The organism is Psychrobacter sp. APC 3426, from assembly GCF_030408035.1.
Classification (GTDB): domain Bacteria; phylum Pseudomonadota; class Gammaproteobacteria; order Pseudomonadales; family Moraxellaceae; genus Psychrobacter.
Genome location: NZ_JASDCF010000019.1, coordinates 19,882 through 39,561 on the forward strand (window position 1 = coordinate 19,882; position 19,680 = coordinate 39,561).

Below are 19,680 nucleotides of genomic sequence, written 5' to 3' on the forward strand. Positions count from 1 at the left end.
GCAAGTGACGCAAACGATGGTAAAACAGTAAGAAAGCCATCGATAAATCAAGCACCGCTCCGTCAATATCTAGCGCTTGTGTTACTGATATCGGTTTGCTACATTGGATATCATCAATATTATAATAAATAACAGTCACTTAATGACAGCTGAGCAAGTATAAGTTACACCCGAAGTCTCTTAATCAATAGAAACAACCTCTGCCTTTGACAGAAAATTAGCAAGGAAGCTAAAAAAATGAATCAAACCACCACACAAAACGCTACCAAAAATACCGACGCTCGCACTATTAGCAATACCAACAAAGACGTGATGAAGACCGTCAGCCCAACGAAGCAAAAGTTTTACGACTTTTATTTAGAGGAACATCAAAACATGGCTTGTCGTCGTTTGCACTTCGCAGGTAGTAGTTTTGGTTTATTAGGATTGGCAAAGTCAGTCAAAACTCGTTCGCCAAAACCATTACTCAAAGGCATTGCAGCTGGATATGCTTGCGCCTGGGTAGGTCATTTTTTCTTTGAAAAAAACAAACCTGCCTCTTTTAAGTTTCCATTAAAGAGCTTTGCTAGCGACTTCCGTATGTATACCGATGTACTGCGTGGCAGGCTCAGCTTAAAAGATCGTGAGTTTGATAAAATTTAATAGCCATAAAAAAACCAGTACAGTGGCTGGTTTTTTTATTTTAACTACTTAAAGCTACAACTGGCTCCGTTACGCTTTTGCCATTTCTGCAAATATCTCATCAGCTGCTTTAATTGAAGTCTCGATGTCTGCATCGCTATGCTTGATAGACATAAATCCCGCTTCATAAGCAGACGGTGCAAGGTAGATACCGCGATCTAGCATGCCGTGAAAGAAAGTATTAAACACCTCCATATCACATTCTGTCACGTCATCAAAGTTCTGCGGGACAGTCGTCTCACTGTCTCTGACAAAGAACATGCCAAACATGCCGCCCAATTTATTGGTACGCAGATTGATACCATGCTTGTCAGCTGCCGCTTGAAAACCATCAACGAGCTTATCTACTTTCGCTGCTAATTCATCATAGAAACCGTCTGCCGTTAAGTCTTCAAACATGGCGATACCAGCACGCATTGCCAGTGGGTTACCTGATAACGTACCCGCTTGATAGACACCGCCAAGTGGCGCAATGCAAGACATGATGTCTGTCTTACCACCGAAGGCACCAACTGGCAAGCCTGCACCAATGATTTTACCAAAGCAAGTCAAGTCAGGGTCGATACCGAAATGCGCTTGTGCGCCACCAAGTCCAACGCGAAAGCCTGTCATCACTTCATCAAAGATAAGTACCGCACCATTCGCTGTACACTCTGCACGCAAAGTATCATGGAACTCTTGGGTCGGAATGACCATATTCATGTTGCCAGCAATCGGCTCCAAGATAACGCAGGCAATCTCTTCACCCCATTTTTCAAAGCAATCCTTAATCGCTTGCGGATTATTATAAGGAATCGTAATAGTATGCTTAGCAAAATCCGCTGGTACGCCTTTTGACGTTGGTTCACCAATATCAAGCATGCCCGAACCTGCTTTTACTAGCAGACTGTCTGAATGGCCATGGTAGCAGCCTTCAAATTTGACAATTTTGTCACGTTGGGTATAACCACGCGCCAGACGAATGGCACTCATGGTCGCTTCTGTGCCTGAGCTGGTCATACGAATCATCTCAACGCTCGGGACGATTTCACAAATTTTATCTGCAACAGTGGTCTCAAACGGTGTTGGGGTACCGAAGCTTAAACCATCATCAGCCGCCTTTTTGACTGCATCAATTACTTTTGGATGCGCATGACCCAAAATCATTGGACCCCAAGAGCCAACATAATCGATGTAAGCATTGTCTTCGGTATCATAGATTTTGCTACCGTTAGCACGATGCATAAAGATAGGCGTACCACCTACCCCTGCAAAAGCGCGAACTGGCGAGTTGACGCCACCGGGGATATGTTTGCGTGCTTGCGCAAATAGCTGTTCGTTTTTAGTGCTCATAATTATTCTCTATTATTTTATTAACAGTAAATTCATTCTTTTATTAAACGTTATTTAAGCCTTTTTAACCACCGAAGATTTAAGCTTCATCGGGCCATAGCCATCAAGTTTACAGTCAATATCATGACCGTCGGTAGCATCTGGCAACAGGCGAATACTTTTTGCTTTAGTGCCTACTTTAATAACGATTGAAGAGCCTTTAACCTTTAAGTCTTTAATGACAGTAACCGCATCACCGTCTTGCAGCTCGTTACCAACTGCATCACGAATGACCGCGTCTTGGTCTGCAGCTTCAGCCGCATCTGTCTCCGCCGCCGTCCATTCATGGGCACACATCGGACATACCAGTAACGCACCATCTTCGTACGTATATTCAGCATCACATTTTGGGCAATTTGGTAAGCTCATAATTTCCTCAGCAGCCATCATCATTTAGGTTTATTCTAGACCCAGCCTAGTTATAGTATTGTACCGCAACTCGCGCCCTTTAACCAATTGGCACGGTTGAAAATTGGGGATTGCACCCAATCTAGACCTTAACCGTAGCGTTTTTTATCGCAGTGTTTTTTATGGTACTCTTCTTAGCCTCATATAGTTTTAATACCTAAATATTTAGAATAAAATTCCATTATAAGGATAGTAATAATGACTCAATCTTCAAATGTATCGGCTTTGCCGCAGTTTGCCCAATTAACCTTACAAGGCGAGGATGCCGAAAAATTCCTACAGGGTCAAATCACCACTGATGTAACCAAAATCGGCCTTAGCTATCAGCCCACAGCGCTTAGCAATATTAAAGGGCGTATTGATTTTGGTCTTTGGATAAAAAAACAAGACGAAAATCAATTTGATGTGGTCGTTAGTGCCGATTGTGTTGAATCTTTCCAAGCACATTTAAAAAAATACGGTGCTTTTTTCAAGTTTGAGACCAGCGCGCCAACACCAATTTATCCTTGCGTGATTGGCGATGAGCCGACTTTTAGTCATAAAGATGAGCATAATACTGCGGAGGACACTCAAGCTTGGATGCAGCGCAGTATCGAAAACGGCAACTATTGGATCGTGGCAGCAACGCAGGGACAATTTCAGCCGCAAGAGCTGCGTCTCCATCAGCGCGGCGGCATGGATTATGATAAAGGCTGCTATCTCGGTCAAGAGGTCATCGCTCGCATTTATTTTAAAGCGGCACCCAAAGCATTTTTACATTATGTAAAAGGCTCAGGTGATGTCCCAGCAGCAGGTGACAAGCTGGATAAAATTCAGGTGGTCAATGCGATTGTTACTGCCGAAGGCTTCGAAGCATTGGTTGTTGCACGCCCAGCACATCTTGATAATAGCGAACTTACCATATTAGAATTACCACCAGCACTGCAGGCTGATGTCGCGCGTCCACAATAGCTTTTGTTTGAACCGCAGTAAACTGTCAAATAAGCAGCTAAAACAGTCACTAAGAGATTTTACTCATGACCCATATTGCGGTACTCGGAGCAGGCGTGGTGGGTGTAACCACTGCATGGTATCTTTGCCAAGCAGGCTATGATGTGACCGTCATTGAGCGTGAGCCAGCCGCCGGTATGCAGACTTCATTTGCTAATGGTGGGCAAATATCAGTCTCGCATGCGACCCCTTGGGCCAATCCTGCTGCTCCAATGAAAGCGCTTAAATGGTTGTTTAAAGAAGATGCTCCGCTACTATATCGTCTGCGAGCTGACAAGGCGCAGCTTAAGTGGGCGATGCAGTTTTTGCAGGAGTGCCGCGCAGATAGAGCCGATGCCAATCTAGTACAAATGGTACGTCTAGGATTGTATTCACGAGATACTTTGCAGCAGCTGCGTGCTGACATTGGTATTGATTACGAGCAGCAAAAGCGCGGTATCATGCATTTTTATACCGATCAAGCTGAGTTTGATGCCGCCATTGCGCCAACAGAGCGTATGCAAGCGCTAGGCTGCGAACGCCATGTCATTGATATTAATAATGCAGTCAGTTTAGAGCCAGCGCTCTACCCTGTTGCCCATAAGCTTAAAGGCGCGACTTATACTAGCCGTGATGAATCAGGTAACGCCCATCTATTTACCCAACGCTTAGCGAAGCGCTGCGCTGAGGCTGGCGTGCAGTTCTTATATGATACCGAGGTATTGGCGTTAAATGCTGACGCTCACTCTACTAATCCGCATATCCATAGTATTACTATCCGTCCCAAGGGCGAAAACACGCAAACCTTTAGTGCAGACAGCCATGTACTAGCACTTGGCAGCTATAGCGTTGCACTAATGAAGCCGCTCAATATTCATCTGCCGATATTCCCTGCCAAAGGCTACTCGGCCACGTATCAAATCAATCCGCGCGCCCCTCACCTAGCACCCTTTGTCAGTCTCATTGATGATGAGTTTAAGCTCGTGACCTCACGTCTTGGCGATAAATTACGCGTCGCTGGCACGGCAGAATTCAATGGCTACAATTTGGATTTGAATAGCACACGCTGTGAAGCCATCACTCGCCGTGTACAGCAGCTATTCCCGAAAGGCATTATTGCCAATTCTGTGCAATACTGGACAGGGCTGCGACCGATGACCCCATCAAACGTACCATTGATAGGTCGCGCGCATAAGGGTCACGTCCGTCACGGTAGTCACAATACAAGCGCTAGTTTTGATAATTTATGGCTCAATACCGGTCATGGCACGCTTGGCTGGACCCATGCTTGTGGTTCGGCAAAAGCTATTAGTCTGTTAATACAGGGCGAAACACCACCAGTCGATTTTGACTTTGTTGGTGTGAGTTCTCATAGATAGTATCTTTAAAGCCAATATATTTTGGCTAGTAGAAATTTTCGCAGCCTCTGTCTGGCATAGCGCACAGCAAGCAAGAAAATTTTTACTAGCCATACGTAATACGTATTCACCTTGTATAAACCGTAAGCGAATAACAGGCATAAAAAAGACGCTCCAATAAGCGCCTTCTTTGTTCAAATGTTAGACTTTCAATTTAGCGCAATGCTAATTTTATGCAGCATTTCCTGACTCAATATCGGAAGATTCAATGTTGGAAGATTCAATATCAGAATCAACGCTTGAATCGGTAGTCTCCAAATCAACCACTTCAGGCTCAACTGCTTCTAACTGCACAGGTACGCCGTTGACCGCCGCATTACCACTTAACTGATCGATTAGCGTATCGTCCGTCAAGTCATTCACACTGACGCCTGCATGCGCTTGCGCAATCTTTTGTTTGACACCTTTACGGCCGTGACCCCAACCATGAGGGATGCTCACCACTCTTGGCATCAGCTCATCGTTGACTTCTGCGACGATATTCACACTACCAACGCGTGAGGTAACTTTTACGTTTTGACCGTCCTCGATACCGTATTCTTTAGCCGTTTCAGGATGCAACATAAGCGTACAGCGTGGCTTACCTTTTACCAACCGATAGCTATTATGCAACCACGAGTTATTACTACGTACATGGCGGCGACCTATCAATAGAATCTGCTGATCATCATAGTCCTGCATCATCTCCTGTACGCGCTCTAAATCTGCTTTATAAAAATCAACGTTAAGATGAATCTGCTTGTCCTTATGTTTTAACCCTTCTGGCAACATCCTTTTGAGAGCCCCTAAATCAATGCCATGCGGATTTTTCTTTAGTTTCTTTAAATTTAGATCCTTATAAGGCCCACGCTTTAGTCCCTGGTTGAGCACAAACTTCGGTCCCAAGACTTTTACTAGTAGACGCTCAACTCTGATGACAAGTGGTGCTTTTTTATCTAAACGCTTTGCCAGCTCTAAATAGATTTGCCAGTCATGTTTGGCACTTTTTTTCTTACGGAATAAAGCTTTTGAATATTTAGCCACGTTATGTACGGCAAAATTGTTAAAGGTAACGTCATAATGATCGCGCTCTAGTGGCGAGACTGGTGGCAAAATGATATGGGCATGACGACTGGTTTCAGTAACGAAGTAATCAATAGCGACCATAAAGTCTAAGTTGGCGAACGCCTCGTCTAATTTTTCACCATTGGGCGTGCTGAGTACAGGGTTGCCAGCGACAGTCATAAATCCTTTTAACTGTCCCGCGCCTTCTACCAGCATCTCATCTGCCATCGCCACCACTGGATAATCACCATTAAAATCAGGCAAATGACTCACTCGGCTATGGCGCTTACCTAAGTAGCCTGGGCCTGAGTTATTGACCACATCGACTGCAGGATTGGGGAACATTAGACCACCCACCTCATCTAAGCGCCCTGTGACAATATTAATGACCATAATCAAATACTGACTTAATAAGCCAAACTCTTGTACCGATACGCCCATGCGTCCATAACAAACGGAGCTTTTGGCTTCACAAAATTCTTTGACGAGTCGTTTAATCTCACTTGCAGAAATACCAGTAATATCAGCTACGGATTCGGCGCTATAGTCTTTAGCAAAGTCTACCAGCCGCTCAATCTCTGGCGAGAGCGCCGCCGCTCTATTATTTTTAGCGCGCGCTTTATCCGCATAACCTTGCAGATAGATTTCATTGAGCATGGCGAGCAATAGTAAGACATCGGTCGCTGGGCGAATAAAATGATGCTCGCTAGCAATATCTGCTGTTTCTGTTCGTCTTGGATCTATTACCACCACTTTGCCATCACGTGCTTTGATATCTTTTAGCTTTTGGCGCATATTCGGTGCGGTCATAATACTACCGTTAGACGCCAGCGGATTGCCACCGATGATGAGCATATATTGGGTACGATTGACGTCAGGCACAGGAATGCGCAGCATATGCCCAAACAGATGCATACTGACAATATGGTGCGGCAGTTGGTCGATGGAAGTCGCAGAAAAACGACTGCGCGTCTTTATACTGGTGAGTAAATGCTTAATCGTTAACATGCCGCCCAGATTATGGACGTTAGGATTGCCTAAATAAATACCAAGGGCATTTTTACCATGTTTTTTCTGTACCGACTGAATACCGGCCGCCACTTTATCGAGAGCATCAGGCCAGCTCATCTCTTTCCAACCGTTAGTGGTTCTTTCAACCGGATGATGCAGGCGATCACCGTCTTCATGCAAGTCCTGCAAGGCAGTCGCTTTTGGACAAATATAACCTTTGGAGAATGGATCGTCTTTATCGCCTTTAATCGATAATATCTTGTCACCATCGTGCTGGATAACGATACCGCACATGGCTTCGCATAAATTGCAGGTTCTAAAATGTGTTTGCTCATTCGTCTTGGTTTGTTCACTAGCCATGGTCGCGCTCCCTGTTGTTTTGCAATATAGTTCTCACTATATAAATTCCGTTTTATGACTTTAATAGCCTATCCCGCGATTCAATCTATATTCCTGTCGTCAGTCTTTTCTAAGCTATAGTCATTTAGACACCAAGTCTATGATTAAATCTTTAATAAGATGGAATCCTCTAAAAGTAGTATTGTAAACTGCCTCCGTATCATCCTATATTTCTATAAAACTCGCTGACCTCATTTACCCAGTTATTTGAAAAACGCACCGTTTATTACACAAAGAGGCAGCTCATAACACAGTCATCCAAATTCCTATAATGGTGCAACACTCTAAACATTGCCTATACAGACAGCGCCGGTGTGAATGCCTATATTAGATATCACCAGTTGGCGTATGAGACTTTACTTACAACCACTGGGTAAAATGTTAGAAAAAAAGCGCAACATTCAACAAAGACAGTTAGATAAAGACAGAAGGAATAATTGTCTTAATAACTAATTAGATAATAAGGAATATAATAATGAATGAACATACTCTAAAAGGTGAATGGAACCAGATGAAAGGCGCCGTTAAACAAAAATGGGCGGAGCTAACTGATGACGATCTCACCCATATCGAAGGTAGCCGTGATAAATTGGTTGGTCGTGTACAAGAACGCTATGGTCACAGTAAAGATGATGCTGAGCGTGCCGTAGATGACTGGCGCCGCGAAAATAAATACTAATCTACTCTCAGAATACAAAATGAATAGTTGATCTTAAACAAAAAGAACCGCATGAATTTCATGCGGTTCTCTTATTATTAGTCATATAATCCGTTGAGAGTTTTCAAAACCCAGACACGATAAAACCGCATAGCAATTAATTGTTATGCGGTTTTATTGTTAACTATCCATGTTACCTATCACGACTGTTTCCTATGCATCCTTGCATACTCTTCAGTATATTGTGATACTGGGCATCCTGCCCTTTTTGTTACGACTATCAGCACAGGTTATGTGTCCTTACTTCACTTATCGTTATCATCCTGATGCTGATAAGTGAATCATTATCCTTAATGCGGTCAACTCAATCCTTGAGTCACATTCCCTAATGCCGTGTGACTATAATGCCCAATTCCCAACCCAATGTTAAGTCGCGTAAGCGTCATTGCGTGTAAGCATATGCTTACACGGTTCATATCCGTTACTTCGATTACAACTTATTAACGCAAATGACACTTACCATCAAGTTTTGTCGATTACTATAGAGAATGTAAGAAAATATTTCCGCACATATGATGATAGTCGTTAAAGGATTAACACAGTAGTTATTCTATAAATACTATCACGCTTAGCGTTCACAGAGTGCTTACTCCTAACTGGATACCGTTAGCAAATAATAAGTTATCTGAAAACATTATAGGATAATCAGATTATGAAAATATTAAAGCCTTTTTCATTCAAAACAGCAATATCCGCAGGTTTGACTGTCGCTCTGTTGGGTACTACCATCGGTTGTACGGTTTTAGGTCCAGGTTATGACAACCAGCCTATTTATCGCGGCGATGCTGGCTACGGTAATGCCAACTACAGTCGTGTCACTCAGCAGCTACGCAATGACTTACGCCGCAAAGGCTATCAAGTCATGGATATCAGATCTGATAGCTATCGCGGCAACCGAGCAATCACTGCCATTGCTAAAAAGAACAATCAAGCCTATGAGCTTAAATATACTTACCCTGAGCTAAGGCTCATTAGCTCAAATAGGACAGCGCTATCTAATATCTGGCAAGATGACAGATATGATAATGATAGATATAACAAAAATGATTATAAGAAAGATAAATACAAAAATAAGAACAAAGGTAACAAGAACAAAAATCGCTATAAGAAAGACGATATCGAAGACAGCATCAAAAGAGAATCACGTTACCCAGCGATTAAACAAAAAGCAGTCAGAAAGGTTAGCGCGATGGGTTACCGTGTAAAAGATATTGAGCTGGAAGAGAAGAACAATCGCGGTGTCTTCGAGATAGAAGCCAGACGTGGCTCACAAGATTATGAAATCTTACTTGGTTACCCAAACTTAAATGTGATTAAGGTTGAAAAAGACTAGGGTCTTTTGAACATGTAAATACTTAATCAATTGAACTTAGACTAACTTTTAAGACGATAAGATGTTGAGAGTCATTCCATATCGAATAAAGTTTTTGGCATCGCTGATAGCTTGATGTCTACGGTCAGACAAGCCAGCCCTTGGTTTGTTTGACTATTTTTTATCGCACGATTTTATCTAGCAATTAAGCATCATTTTTAATTTGATAAGAGGCTTTTATGAAACTGACAACCTTAATGAACTACCCACCACCTAAAGAGGTGGCGATTTCTTAGGTAGTACCCATACTTGATACGATGTTTTGTATCAGCGGTTAGGCAAATGGACTAAGCTAACCCCGTCGCACCGACGGTTTTGATTGTTGCTAACTTCAATCCTTCGTTTAGGATATTGATACTGGCGTTGATGTCTCTATCATGCTTTTTCTGGCAACTCGGACAATTCCATGATCTCACCTGTAATGGTAGCTCAGCCTTAGTCAGTAAGTGACCACAGCCTGAGCAGGTCTTAGAAGATGGATACCATCGGTCTATTTTGACAAGCGTTTTGCCGTACCATTCAGCCTTGTAGTTCAGCATGGTGGTGAAGGTTGACCATGAGCTGTCTGATATGGCTTTAGATAACTTTCTATTCTTAACCATGCCTTTGACGTTTAAGTCCTCAATCGCAATCACATCGTGGTTTTTGATGAGATTGAATGAGAGTTTGTGTAGAAAGTCTTTTCGGCAATTCGTGATACGCTCGTAGACTTTGGCGACTTTAACTTTTTGCTTTTGATAGTTGCGGCTGTCAGACAATTTGCGCTGATCCGCTTTGGCAACGGCTCTGCGTTTGGCTAGTATTTTCTGTTCTCTCGCAAGCTTATGTTGCAGCTTAGATAAAAAGGTAGGATTAGCAACTTTCGTGCTGTCCGATAAGACGATAAAGTCAGTCAGTCCTAAATCAATGCCGATGTTAGAGTGGGTTTTTGGCAGTGTTGTAGCGATGGTTTCAACCAGTAGGCTGACATAGTACTTGCCTGATGGGGTGCGGCTGATGGTCGCTGATTTTATTAAGCCATTTACCTTGCTTGGGAACTTAGCGGGGATATGACCAATTTTAGGCAGTTTGACAGTGCTGTCTGTGATCGCCACTGTGCCCTTTTGGTTGTTGGTGGTATAGCTATCACGCTGCCCCTTCTTTTTGAATTTAGGGAAACCCGATCCTTTGAAGAATTTACTATAAGCGGCTCTTAGGTTTTGCTGTACGTTAGCCAGTGCCAGACTATCGACGTCTTTAAGCCATTCAAATTCTTTTTTATAGTGAGCAGGAGTATTTTTAAGCTCGGTCTTATGCTCGTTGTAATACTCAATCTTGTCACTAAGCATCCTATTCCAAATAAAGCGTGTGCAGCCAAATGATTTAGCAAAAAATATTTGCTGACCCTCATTAGGGTATAATCTTACTTTATGGGCTTTTAGGATTTGTTTTGGCATGAAGCTATTGTACCATATCAAAAGTCTGACGCATTCATCCCACTACTTTAGAAGTAGGGGAATTCTGCGCTGAAAATGTTAAAACCAACCGCTGCCACTGCGATGGTTGCAGCGTTAGCCATAACGACAGGCTGTGTCACTGCGCCTGGCTATAACGCTTACGGAGACCTTTACGAAGATGTCTATAAAGACAGCAAGGTCTATAAGAAGCATAAAAAGACCATTAAAAATATTGATAAAGAATTTTACCAACCAGCAATTGAGCAACGAGCGGCTAATAAAGTCAGTAGCATGGGCTACCGTGTCAAAGACGTTAAGTATAAAAAAGGTGATGACAAAATCAAAGTCAAAGCCACGCGCGGAGGTAAGGATTATAAGATTGATTTGAGCTATCCAAGCTATCAGGTGATTAAAATAAAATAGGTTCAAGTCACTGCTATCAGCTTATCACTCGTACCTAAAAATCTAGCACTTCGATGACATCATAAGCAGGTGTTTCATAAGGATGCGCCTGCTTTAACGCCTTAATGACTTGAGTAATATTGGCGGTGGCAACCACCATTTCTACCCGCCATTCATCTACTTGCTCCAGTCTGTCCTGCGCACCAATATGCGGATTGCTACCTGCTAAGGGTTTAAACTGCCCTACTCCCTGCACTTGCCAACAGCAAGACTCATAATTACCAATCGTCCCCGCCCCTGCAGCAAAAAGTGCCAACTTTACCTGCTCTAATGCCTCATCAGGAACAAAAACCGTTAACTTATACATAGGGTCACCTCCTATTTTAGGTTTAGCGTGAGATTGCAAATTTCTAGCAGCTGTTACTTTTTAGATATCGATGGATGATTCGTCCATATATAGCGTAGCAGCCAGTCTTTGGCATCACCAGCATAGTCGATACCGATACGTGGTCGTAGTGATACTGGCGGCTGACAGCCATCATCTTCAATCCAAACCGCAGACTCTGGTGCAATCGCTTTACCATATAACTGCCGATCGATTTGTAGGCGCTTAGTCAGCTTACCAGGCCCCGAAAATTGCTTTGGATGGGTCAATTGTTTGTCTAGACTAAGCAATTGCTCCTCTACTAGGCGATCGCTATCCTCTGTTAAAAAGCCAGCACGTATCAACACCGATTCAGGGGACTCTGCAGGCCCACTGATTAAGTTCAGCATATGATGGACGCCATACGTTAGATAGACATAAAACACGCCACCTTGTTCGTACATAATCTCAGTGCGTGATGTTCGAGTGCCCGCATGAGAATGGCAAGCAGGGTCGTCTTCACCGATATAGCTTTCCGTTTCTGAGATACGCATGCGCAAAATTTTTTCCTTGCCATCGCTATCTGTGAGCCGTCTGCATAATACTTTACCAACGAGATCAGCCGCGACCACACAGGTAGGACGGCTAAACCATGTTGACTCTAGCACAGTGTTTGTAATGACGTTAGACATAGATATAATCAGCCTGTTTATAACGATAAAATTCATTATATGAATAATCAAGGTGTAATGGACAAAATTCATGCTAAAAAGTAGAAGGTAGTCGCTAATGGACAAAATTCATGCTATTTGAGTGATTTTGATAGTAGAAAGTCTTTAATAAACCGTAACTTACGTCCCTCATTTAGCCCGTGATGACTGTGTAATTGTCGCTTTAACTCACTGAATAACCCTTCAAGAGAATTGGTGGTGTTTGGTATGTCTAACTGCTCATACTCTTGATAAGCAAATAACCAATCACTATTGGTTCTGATACTGCGATAAGCACTTCTAAGACGCTTATGCGTATACCACGTTCTACCAGTATCTTCATTGGTGCTACGCTCACTCAGATAGTCTTCATGGGTTAAATACCATTGATCTAAGCATTTTGTGAACGTGGCTTTATCAAGCTTAGTTAAGTCTAAAGTGAGCCGTCTAAGCTCGATACTAGCAATATTTTTAGGGCGACGAGTGAGGTAACGAGTCACTATTTGTACCTGATGGAACTGACACATTTGGCAAGGGGTGCGGGTAAACAGGGTTCTAAGCCCTCGTCTACCATCACAGGTAATGCTTTGTATATCAACGCCTAAGGACGCTAGGTGATCAATTCCTTGCTCGTAGGCACTGTTGGTTTCATGACTGACTATCGCGTAGTAAAGAACGGCTCTAGTGGTATTGTCCATAAAAACCATTAGACCAAACTTGCGACCAAAGTAAGTGGTGTCCATGATGATGTTAGCAGTCTTAGGACGTTTTACTTGATACTCAATATCAACTTTATCTAAGCGCCTTTGTATGGTTTTAAGACTACAGTGGTATTTATCAGCCAGTTGTTGGTAGGTCTGTTTACCCTGAGTGTATTCCCTCCATAGGGTTTGATTATTGAGTCTTTTGCCACCTAAAAACTGCCGTTTGCAAGCCAGACATTGGTACTGCTGTTTGCCAAGCTTGCGTCCATTCTTCTTGGTGTGTTTATCACGACAAAAAGGGCAGTTTTTTGATTCATGGCGTTGATTCCTTGCAAATATAGACAGTATATAGCGTTAGACCCTACGCCAGCATGAATAATGTCCATTACACCATAATCAAGCGTTTGAGTCGTGCGTCTTTCTTGGTGATTCAGTTATTTTTTGCATAAAAAAACTGAGCGCATGGCTCAGTTTTTTTATTTTATATGTTGCAAAACCTAGCATTTGTATTTAGCTTAATGGCACACCAATACGACTGGCCACTTCTTCATAAGCTTCAATAACATCGCCCAATGATTGACGGAAGCGATCTTTATCCAGTTTTTTCTTCGTAGTCTTGTCCCAGATACGGCAACCGTCTGGTGAGAATTCATCACCCAAGACGATACGGTCGTGGAATACACCAAACTCTAATTTAAAATCTACCAGTATTAAGTCGCCAGCTTCAAACAGCGCCTTGAGTACCTCATTCACTTGGTGGGTCAGCTCTTCCATTCTAGTCAGCTGTGCTTCAGTAGCCCAGCCAAGAGAGATGGATAATGACTCGTTCACCATCGGATCACCCAGTGCATCATCTTTGTAAAATAGCTCATAAGTAGGTGGCGTCAGCGCTTGACCCTCTTCTAAACCCAAACGACGAACCAAACTACCTGCAGCAAAGTTACGCACGACACACTCAACTGGAATCATATCCAAACGTTTGACCAGCACTTCGTCTTCCGACAGCTGCTTTTCAAAATGTGTTTCGATACCAGCGTCAGCCAGTTTTTGCATAATAAAGGCATTAAAGCGGTTATTAACCACGCCCTTACGTGCTAACTGTTCGATACGCTTACCATCGAGTGCTGATGTATCGTCACGGAAGTGTAGAATCAGAAGGTCATTGTCTTCTGTCTCATAGACAGATTTAGCTTTGCCTTTATACAGCAGTTTTTGCTTTTGCATTATGGGAGTTCCTGTTCGTTCAAGCTTATGTGGTAAAAACGCGCAGCTACCGCTCATTTTTTATTTTACTGCCTTAACCATATTGGCATTAAGGACGATAAAAAAATCAGCGGTATAGATAGGGATAAATCATTAATTTGAAGACGTGCTCACCGTACGCTGAGGTTTCGGCAGTTGATACTGGCTACCTGATTGGTTCTGTAATTTGAGCGTGTTGGCACCCGCATTAGGGGTTGGATATAAAGGTACAAAAGGCGCAGGCTCTGTATTCGCTGGCAACTCTAGCGGTGCCAATTTTTTGCTTTGTTGGTACTCTAAGCTGCCGTTATCACGTTTGCCTAGTACGTTTTTCATACTTTGGCAGCCGCTCAATACTAAAGTACTACCCAAGACGACAGTGAGCATCGCAGGGAATATCTTTGTAGTCGTTGATGATGTTTTCATCATGTTATCTCTCTGAATTGGCAATGATTGCTCATTTAGACGATTGGTTTATCGTATTGATAGGACTTTATAAGCAATGGCTAGGCCTATATCATCGATGATGGGCTTAGCGTCCTTAAACTCTATTTCTATCACAAGTTTGTACTGACACTGTGCACGAATACAGCTGAAGCGTGCGCAAGTCTATATCAGGTTTGCACGTACTAATGCTTCATCAATAGTAGCATGATGCTGCTCTGCTAACCAAACCAACGGTAGACGAATGCCATTATCAATCATACCCATTTTATGTAGGGCATACTTTGCTGGAATCGGACTAGATTCAATAAATAAGTCACGATGCAAATGCTTGACCACGTCATGTACTTTATCAGCGGCTGTAAAGTCACCACGGAGCGCAGCAGTAAAGGTCTCACTCATGGCTTTTGGTGCGACGTTGGCAGTCACAGAAATATTACCCTGACCACCTACTTTCACCAAATCTAGCGCCGTGCCGTCATCACCAGATAGCACGACCATTCTATCGCCAACGGCTTTAATCAATTGTTCGCCGCGGCCCACAGAGCCAGTTGCATCTTTAATCGCTACGATATTCTCAATATCACATAAGCGCTCGACGGTCTCTTGAGCGATATCGACGACGGTACGTCCTGGTACGTTGTACAACATCTGCGGAATACTGACCGCTTGAGCAATCGCTTTATAATGTTGGAACAAACCTTCTTGCGGTGGCTTATTATAATAAGGCGCTACGAGCAATGCGCAATCTGCGCCAGCATCAGCGGCGTCTTGGGTGAGTTTGATGGCTTCCATCGTATTGTTAGCGCCTGTGCCAGCAATCACTGGTACACGACCTTTGACGTGCTGTACAAAATAGCGAATAACATCACTATGCTCTTGCATAGATAGGGTCGCTGACTCGCCAGTGGTGCCAACCGCAACCAGGCAATGGGTACCTTGCTCAATCTGCCAATCTATGAGGTCTGCCAGACGTTTATAGTCGACCGTGCCGTCAGGATGCATGGGCGTTACCAAGGCTACCATTGAGCCTTGTAGTCGGGTTTTAATCTCGTCGTATGCTGTGCTCATAACCGTGCCTTACTGTATTATCCTAGCTTTTTTCAAAGCTGTCACATGATAGGTCGTTTGCAAATGCCAGTCTGTAGGTTTATCAATGGACATAATTACACGTTAAAATAATTACGTGTGCATTTGATAATGTATACATCCATAAATACTACTGGCTGGCTCTTGCTTGCTGTGTCTTACTCAATATTGATGCTAAGTATTTTATATAGTAACGTCATTAACGCTATTTTTTATCGACTGCTAATTCTATTATTGTCTATCTGATAGATAGCAATAAAAACGCCTGCTAGTGTAGCATATTTTGATTTGACCGCTATCAATCAATTGGGCTTCAATCTCATCAATTTGGAAGCTTTATAAATTAACAGTCAGTTTAGCGCAATGGATAAGTACTGATAAGTCTTTTGGCAAATATTAACGAATCGTCAACACATCGATAGTGGGCCGATACAACCGAAACGGCAGACCTCGTGTGCCCACGCCGCTACTGACAAATATCTGCGCACTGCCGTGCTGGTATAGACCGCGCTGCTTGCCCATACGACTGTTGTCTAACAGTGTTGACGACTCACTGCTGCGTTGAATATCTTTTTGTTTCTGTGCCAACCATATGTTCTTTTGAATGGCTTTTGCAGCACCAGTAATCAATAACGGCCGTGGCTGTAAGGATTTTGGCAGGTCACTGATACTATCGAAACGTGAGGCCAAAATAATGACGGGGTAGCTAGCATTAGCAATTTCAACACCAAGGGCAGCCTTGTCGGCAGCGTTTGCATTTTCAATATCAGTGAACTGCTTGGGTATGTCTTGCCAGCCACAAAGTATGGCGACGACTTTTTTGTCTTCAGTATTTTTTTGTTTAGGCAAGCTGCTCTGTTTGATACCAGGATTCTGTTTAAAAGTATTTTGGCCAGTTTCATGGTTACTGATGCGACCACCGACATGATGAACCATTGACTGAACATTGTGCGCGCCAGCACATTTGAGCGGCAGCGAGGTACACTGTTGACCGATATAACTGATGTCTAAGACGTCAAAAGCACTTGCCAAGGTATCTTCTAGTAATGGCTGACCCTGCTTGGTGGTATTAATCGACTGATAACGCAAATCTGACGTGCTCATCACGGTATAAACCGGTTTATTGACCCCTTTAAACAGCATCAGCTGCCCGACCAAGTCCGCACTCGGGTAGTACAGCCAGTCGCCAGTGATTAAAACCGCATCTGCCGACAACTCATTGATAGTAGCGACCAGTTTGCGAATATGACGCGGCTTGCCACTAAATAGCCCGATACGCAAATCTGCCAGTACAGCGACTGTCAGCGGTGCTGATAAATCCAAATCAACAGTATGATGCTCGAGACGTAAACGATTTGGCTGTATCACTACCGTATAAAAATAAAGCGTCATAGCTGATAGCGCTATGAGCACCAGTGGCGACGATAGTAGCCCTAGCAAACCTTGCATCCAACCGACCAGCAATAGCGCTGCCCAAACTGGCATGGTATAAGCCGCATAATACAGCAGGAGCTTCAACCAAATACGCATAAACCGCTTGGTTGGATTGGCATTGAACGTTTGTAGCCCCGACCACAGTACGATATACGCTAACAATGCTGCTGCCGTAGAGATACTTAGCGTATAAAATGCGTGGTCAGTCATAATTACCTGGCGGTTATGGGAGAGTATCAGCCTATCAATCGGCTATACCCTATAGTAGAACGTATTGAGCAATAATTAAATCACTCAATGAACAAGTTAATAACAGTATTTAGTCATTTGCCATTATTTGCAATCATTGGACAAAAACCCGCCATTATAAAGGGCTAGCTCTGTACTAGACAAGTACAATTACCAATACAGCCAATCCTACCTTATTAGCCATTACTCAATGCGCAAACCGATAATACCAGGAATACCTTGACGAATAACTTCAATGGTTACCACGCCTTTCTCTGGTAGTGATGAAACAGCGCTAGAAAAGTCCGTAACCTTTCTAATCGGTTTTTGATGCAGATTGGTAATAACATCGCCTGCTAATATGCCTGAGCGTGCCGCCAACCCTGTCGGTTCAATCGCAGTGACCAGTACACCGGTCTTATTATCAGCGGCAATCTCTCTTTGTTCTTCTGTCGTCAAGTTGCGCAGTGCCAATCCTAAGCTTATGCCATTATTCTGCTGAGCCGAACTCTGTGATTGCATGTCATTGGGTGCGTCGCTGAGCTTGCCCGTTATGATAGATTGTTTACCATCACGCTGAATTTGCGCGCGAAACCCATCATTAGGTCGTGCCCGATTGATGAGGTTCAATAAGTCTGAAGCTTCTAAAATCTGCACGTCATTATATTTTAAAATGATATCACCGGGTCTTAGCCCTGCTTTTTGTGCGGGTGAGTCTGGCGAAACGCGGGTCAGCAATGCACCTTGTGGACGCGCTAAGTTGTAAGCTTCAGCCAAATTACGGTCAATATCTTGTGGATAGATACCTAAATAAGCACGTGCCACTTCCCCATTGGTTTTCAGCTGCTCATAAATATCCATTGCCGCATCAATGGGGATAGAGAATGACAACCCCATGTAGCCACCAGTACCACTAAAAATACGCGAGTTAATACCAATCACTTCACCGCGTTGATTAAACAATGGACCGCCTGAGTTACCAGGATTCAGGGCGACATCCGTTTGGATAAATGGCACACTGGTCTCACGCGAAAAATTGCGAGATTTGGCGCTAACAATACCTGCCGATGCTGAATAATCAAAGCCAAATGGCGAGCCAATCGCTAGCACCGGCTCTCCTACCCGTAAACCATTCGAATCACCGATTGGTAGCGCTGGGAATTGACTGCCAGTGACTTTCAGCACCGCCACATCCGAGCGCTCATCACTACCTACCAAGGTTGCATCAAGCTCAGTTCTATCATTGAGCGTCACGGTAATTTTGTCAGCGCCCTCAACCACATGATGATTGGTCAGCATATAGCCGTTGGAGGTAATAAAAAATGCGGTGCCATACGCATGCTCAATCGCGGGCGTCGCTGCTTGGTCTGGAATGCGTAGACGGTCGCCGAAGAACTGGCGTAACAGCTCCGCCGTTTGGGCCTTAGCAAGCTCAGCCTCACTAACAGTTTTTGTGACATTCACACGGGCGACTGCTGGGGTGACTTGTTGGACTAAGTCAGAGAAATCTGCGGTGGTGACAGCAGCTTGGGCGCTGCTCATCGTCGTGGCACTGATACCAGCGACCATCGCGGTACTGACAGCAAATGCCAATGCGCTACGTTGTAACCAATGCTGCATATTGAACGTAGCACGCGCTGTAGACATCTTGATAGGCATAAGGTCCTCCATATAAGTGATCGTTATTATTGTTAATGGTTCTATTTGGCTACTATCGATTAGTGCCTGTTTTTCTTTTACATCGCTTGATGGTGGCTCACCGTTTTCATTAGCGCTTTATCCATTAGAGCGTCAATATTGTAATGATATGCAAAAAAACTGTATAAAAACACCGTGTAAAATAACAGGCAAAATCTATTTGTACTTTTATAGCTTATTTCATGACAAATTAACAATGCATTAAGTTACTGGTTTTTATCAAGGGCAACCGTCAGCTATGAATGTTTCTACCTTTATTCTGAGTATCGCTCCCTCGATTTAACCAAATATTAGTCAAAAGTGATGACCATACTCGCCACGTGCATGAGCGTGCATGAGAAAGGCGGCTACTGTATGATAAACCATACGGTCTTTTTGTCATTATTTCGATAGTGCAGGATAACCCAAGCATAGATTGTTTCATACTTACTCGGCTCAATATTACTGCTATTCAATGCTGCTGTGCTAAATGGTGATGGCTCGCGCTCTGATAAGTATCAAATAAAATCATGTTATGATAGCAAGCCAAATAAAATTT

The 19,680-nt window shown here is 43.4% G+C and carries 18 protein-coding genes; 6 read left to right on the forward strand and 12 right to left on the reverse strand.

Features of this window, described 5'->3' with window-relative positions; translation table 11 throughout:
* Positions 1-312: 312 nt before the first annotated feature.
* Entirely contained in the window at positions 313-642 is a 330-nt protein-coding gene (locus QL919_RS09905; RefSeq protein WP_290189411.1) for a DUF962 domain-containing protein, read from the forward strand.
* A gap of 69 nt (positions 643-711) precedes the next feature.
* Here the strand turns inward: QL919_RS09905 and hemL are convergent, their stop codons facing one another.
* Positions 712-2,013 carry a glutamate-1-semialdehyde 2,1-aminomutase gene (gene hemL, locus QL919_RS09910; RefSeq protein ID WP_290189377.1) on the reverse strand — a complete coding sequence of 434 codons (1,302 nt, stop codon included), beginning with the start codon at positions 2,011-2,013 and terminating at the stop codon, positions 712-714.
* 54 nt (positions 2,014-2,067) lie between these two features.
* The gene (locus QL919_RS09915; RefSeq protein ID WP_290189378.1) at positions 2,068-2,421 is read right to left on the reverse strand and encodes a zinc ribbon domain-containing protein YjdM; all 354 of its coding nucleotides are present in this window, start codon (positions 2,419-2,421) and stop codon (positions 2,068-2,070) included.
* A gap of 237 nt (positions 2,422-2,658) precedes the next feature.
* Here QL919_RS09915 and QL919_RS09920 point away from each other — a divergent pair, with 237 nt between their 5' ends.
* Together QL919_RS09920 and QL919_RS09925 are read left to right on the forward strand one after the other, a co-directional pair.
* Positions 2,659-3,411: a folate-binding Fe/S cluster repair protein gene (locus QL919_RS09920; RefSeq protein ID WP_290189379.1), complete on the forward strand. Its 753-nt coding sequence runs from the start codon at positions 2,659-2,661 to the stop codon at positions 3,409-3,411.
* A gap of 65 nt (positions 3,412-3,476) precedes the next feature.
* Positions 3,477-4,808, forward strand: coding sequence for a D-amino acid dehydrogenase (locus tag QL919_RS09925; RefSeq protein ID WP_290189380.1), 1,332 nt, complete (start codon positions 3,477-3,479; stop codon positions 4,806-4,808).
* A gap of 210 nt (positions 4,809-5,018) precedes the next feature.
* On the opposite strand, the gene QL919_RS09930 is transcribed toward QL919_RS09925, so the two are convergent.
* On the reverse strand, positions 5,019-7,262 hold the full coding sequence (locus QL919_RS09930; protein ID WP_290189381.1) for a molybdopterin oxidoreductase family protein: 2,244 nt from the start codon (positions 7,260-7,262) through the stop codon (positions 5,019-5,021).
* Between the two features lie 514 nt (positions 7,263-7,776).
* Between QL919_RS09930 and QL919_RS09935 the strand changes: the two genes are divergently transcribed.
* Entirely contained in the window at positions 7,777-7,980 is a 204-nt protein-coding gene (locus tag QL919_RS09935) for a CsbD family protein (RefSeq protein ID WP_290189382.1), read from the forward strand.
* Positions 7,981-8,671: 691 nt separating this feature from the next.
* Positions 8,672-9,352 (forward strand): hypothetical protein, encoded by a 681-nt coding sequence (locus QL919_RS09940; RefSeq protein ID WP_290189383.1) that lies wholly within the window; start codon positions 8,672-8,674, stop codon positions 9,350-9,352.
* Between the two features lie 326 nt (positions 9,353-9,678).
* Here the strand turns inward: QL919_RS09940 and tnpB are convergent, their stop codons facing one another.
* Complete coding sequence (gene tnpB, locus QL919_RS09945; protein ID WP_290189384.1) at positions 9,679-10,827, reverse strand: IS200/IS605 family element RNA-guided endonuclease TnpB; 1,149 nt, start codon at positions 10,825-10,827, stop codon at positions 9,679-9,681.
* Positions 10,828-10,902: 75 nt separating this feature from the next.
* On the opposite strand from tnpB, the gene QL919_RS09950 reads away from it, so the two are divergent.
* Complete coding sequence (locus QL919_RS09950; protein ID WP_290189385.1) at positions 10,903-11,250, forward strand: hypothetical protein; 348 nt, start codon at positions 10,903-10,905, stop codon at positions 11,248-11,250.
* A 34-nt stretch (positions 11,251-11,284) separates the two neighbouring features.
* Here QL919_RS09950 and QL919_RS09955 read toward each other — a convergent pair whose 3' ends face one another.
* The 8 genes from QL919_RS09955 to QL919_RS09990 all read right to left on the reverse strand — a co-directional run bounded on the left by QL919_RS09955 (position 11,285) and on the right by QL919_RS09990 (position 19,103).
* Positions 11,285-11,596 carry a YqfO family protein gene (locus QL919_RS09955; protein ID WP_290189386.1) on the reverse strand — a complete coding sequence of 104 codons (312 nt, stop codon included), beginning with the start codon at positions 11,594-11,596 and terminating at the stop codon, positions 11,285-11,287.
* 53 nt (positions 11,597-11,649) lie between these two features.
* Positions 11,650-12,285, reverse strand: a complete 636-nt coding sequence (locus QL919_RS09960) for a DNA-3-methyladenine glycosylase (RefSeq protein ID WP_290189387.1) — start codon at positions 12,283-12,285, stop codon at positions 11,650-11,652.
* Between the two features lie 113 nt (positions 12,286-12,398).
* Positions 12,399-13,046 carry a hypothetical protein gene (locus QL919_RS09965; RefSeq protein WP_290189388.1) on the reverse strand — a complete coding sequence of 216 codons (648 nt, stop codon included), beginning with the start codon at positions 13,044-13,046 and terminating at the stop codon, positions 12,399-12,401.
* 471 nt (positions 13,047-13,517) lie between these two features.
* Complete coding sequence (gene purC, locus QL919_RS09970) at positions 13,518-14,231, reverse strand: phosphoribosylaminoimidazolesuccinocarboxamide synthase (RefSeq protein WP_290189389.1); 714 nt, start codon at positions 14,229-14,231, stop codon at positions 13,518-13,520.
* Positions 14,232-14,363: 132 nt separating this feature from the next.
* A complete protein-coding gene (locus QL919_RS09975; RefSeq protein ID WP_290189390.1) occupies positions 14,364-14,678 on the reverse strand; it encodes a hypothetical protein in 315 nt (104 codons plus the stop codon).
* A 180-nt stretch (positions 14,679-14,858) separates the two neighbouring features.
* Positions 14,859-15,764 carry a 4-hydroxy-tetrahydrodipicolinate synthase gene (gene dapA, locus QL919_RS09980; protein WP_290189391.1) on the reverse strand — a complete coding sequence of 302 codons (906 nt, stop codon included), beginning with the start codon at positions 15,762-15,764 and terminating at the stop codon, positions 14,859-14,861.
* 414 nt (positions 15,765-16,178) lie between these two features.
* The gene (locus QL919_RS09985) at positions 16,179-17,426 is read right to left on the reverse strand and encodes a hypothetical protein (RefSeq protein WP_290189392.1); all 1,248 of its coding nucleotides are present in this window, start codon (positions 17,424-17,426) and stop codon (positions 16,179-16,181) included.
* A 222-nt stretch (positions 17,427-17,648) separates the two neighbouring features.
* A complete protein-coding gene (locus QL919_RS09990; protein ID WP_290189393.1) occupies positions 17,649-19,103 on the reverse strand; it encodes a Do family serine endopeptidase in 1,455 nt (484 codons plus the stop codon).
* Positions 19,104-19,680: the final 577 nt, after the last annotated feature.

Excerpts from the sequence above, each read along its gene's own strand:
- QL919_RS09990 (WP_290189393.1), bottom strand. The coding sequence starts at position 19,103 with ATGCCTATCAAGATGTCTACAGCGCGTGCTACGTTCAATATGCAGCAT.
- QL919_RS09905 (WP_290189411.1), top strand. The coding sequence starts at position 313 with ATGAAGACCGTCAGCCCAACGAAGCAAAAGTTTTACGACTTTTATTTA.
- QL919_RS09960 (WP_290189387.1), bottom strand. The coding sequence starts at position 12,285 with ATGTCTAACGTCATTACAAACACTGTGCTAGAGTCAACATGGTTTAGC.
- QL919_RS09930 (WP_290189381.1), bottom strand. The coding sequence starts at position 7,262 with ATGGCTAGTGAACAAACCAAGACGAATGAGCAAACACATTTTAGAACC.
- QL919_RS09920 (WP_290189379.1), top strand. The coding sequence starts at position 2,659 with ATGACTCAATCTTCAAATGTATCGGCTTTGCCGCAGTTTGCCCAATTA.
- QL919_RS09965 (WP_290189388.1), bottom strand. The coding sequence starts at position 13,046 with ATGGACACCACTTACTTTGGTCGCAAGTTTGGTCTAATGGTTTTTATG.
- QL919_RS09950 (WP_290189385.1), top strand. The coding sequence starts at position 10,903 with ATGTTAAAACCAACCGCTGCCACTGCGATGGTTGCAGCGTTAGCCATA.
- QL919_RS09985 (WP_290189392.1), bottom strand. The coding sequence starts at position 17,426 with ATGACTGACCACGCATTTTATACGCTAAGTATCTCTACGGCAGCAGCA.
- QL919_RS09955 (WP_290189386.1), bottom strand. The coding sequence starts at position 11,596 with ATGTATAAGTTAACGGTTTTTGTTCCTGATGAGGCATTAGAGCAGGTA.
- QL919_RS09915 (WP_290189378.1), bottom strand. The coding sequence starts at position 2,421 with ATGAGCTTACCAAATTGCCCAAAATGTGATGCTGAATATACGTACGAA.
- QL919_RS09940 (WP_290189383.1), top strand. The coding sequence starts at position 8,672 with ATGAAAATATTAAAGCCTTTTTCATTCAAAACAGCAATATCCGCAGGT.
- QL919_RS09935 (WP_290189382.1), top strand. The coding sequence starts at position 7,777 with ATGAATGAACATACTCTAAAAGGTGAATGGAACCAGATGAAAGGCGCC.
- tnpB (WP_290189384.1), bottom strand. The coding sequence starts at position 10,827 with ATGCCAAAACAAATCCTAAAAGCCCATAAAGTAAGATTATACCCTAAT.
- QL919_RS09975 (WP_290189390.1), bottom strand. The coding sequence starts at position 14,678 with ATGATGAAAACATCATCAACGACTACAAAGATATTCCCTGCGATGCTC.
- hemL (WP_290189377.1), bottom strand. The coding sequence starts at position 2,013 with ATGAGCACTAAAAACGAACAGCTATTTGCGCAAGCACGCAAACATATC.
- QL919_RS09925 (WP_290189380.1), top strand. The coding sequence starts at position 3,477 with ATGACCCATATTGCGGTACTCGGAGCAGGCGTGGTGGGTGTAACCACT.
- dapA (WP_290189391.1), bottom strand. The coding sequence starts at position 15,764 with ATGAGCACAGCATACGACGAGATTAAAACCCGACTACAAGGCTCAATG.
- purC (WP_290189389.1), bottom strand. The coding sequence starts at position 14,231 with ATGCAAAAGCAAAAACTGCTGTATAAAGGCAAAGCTAAATCTGTCTAT.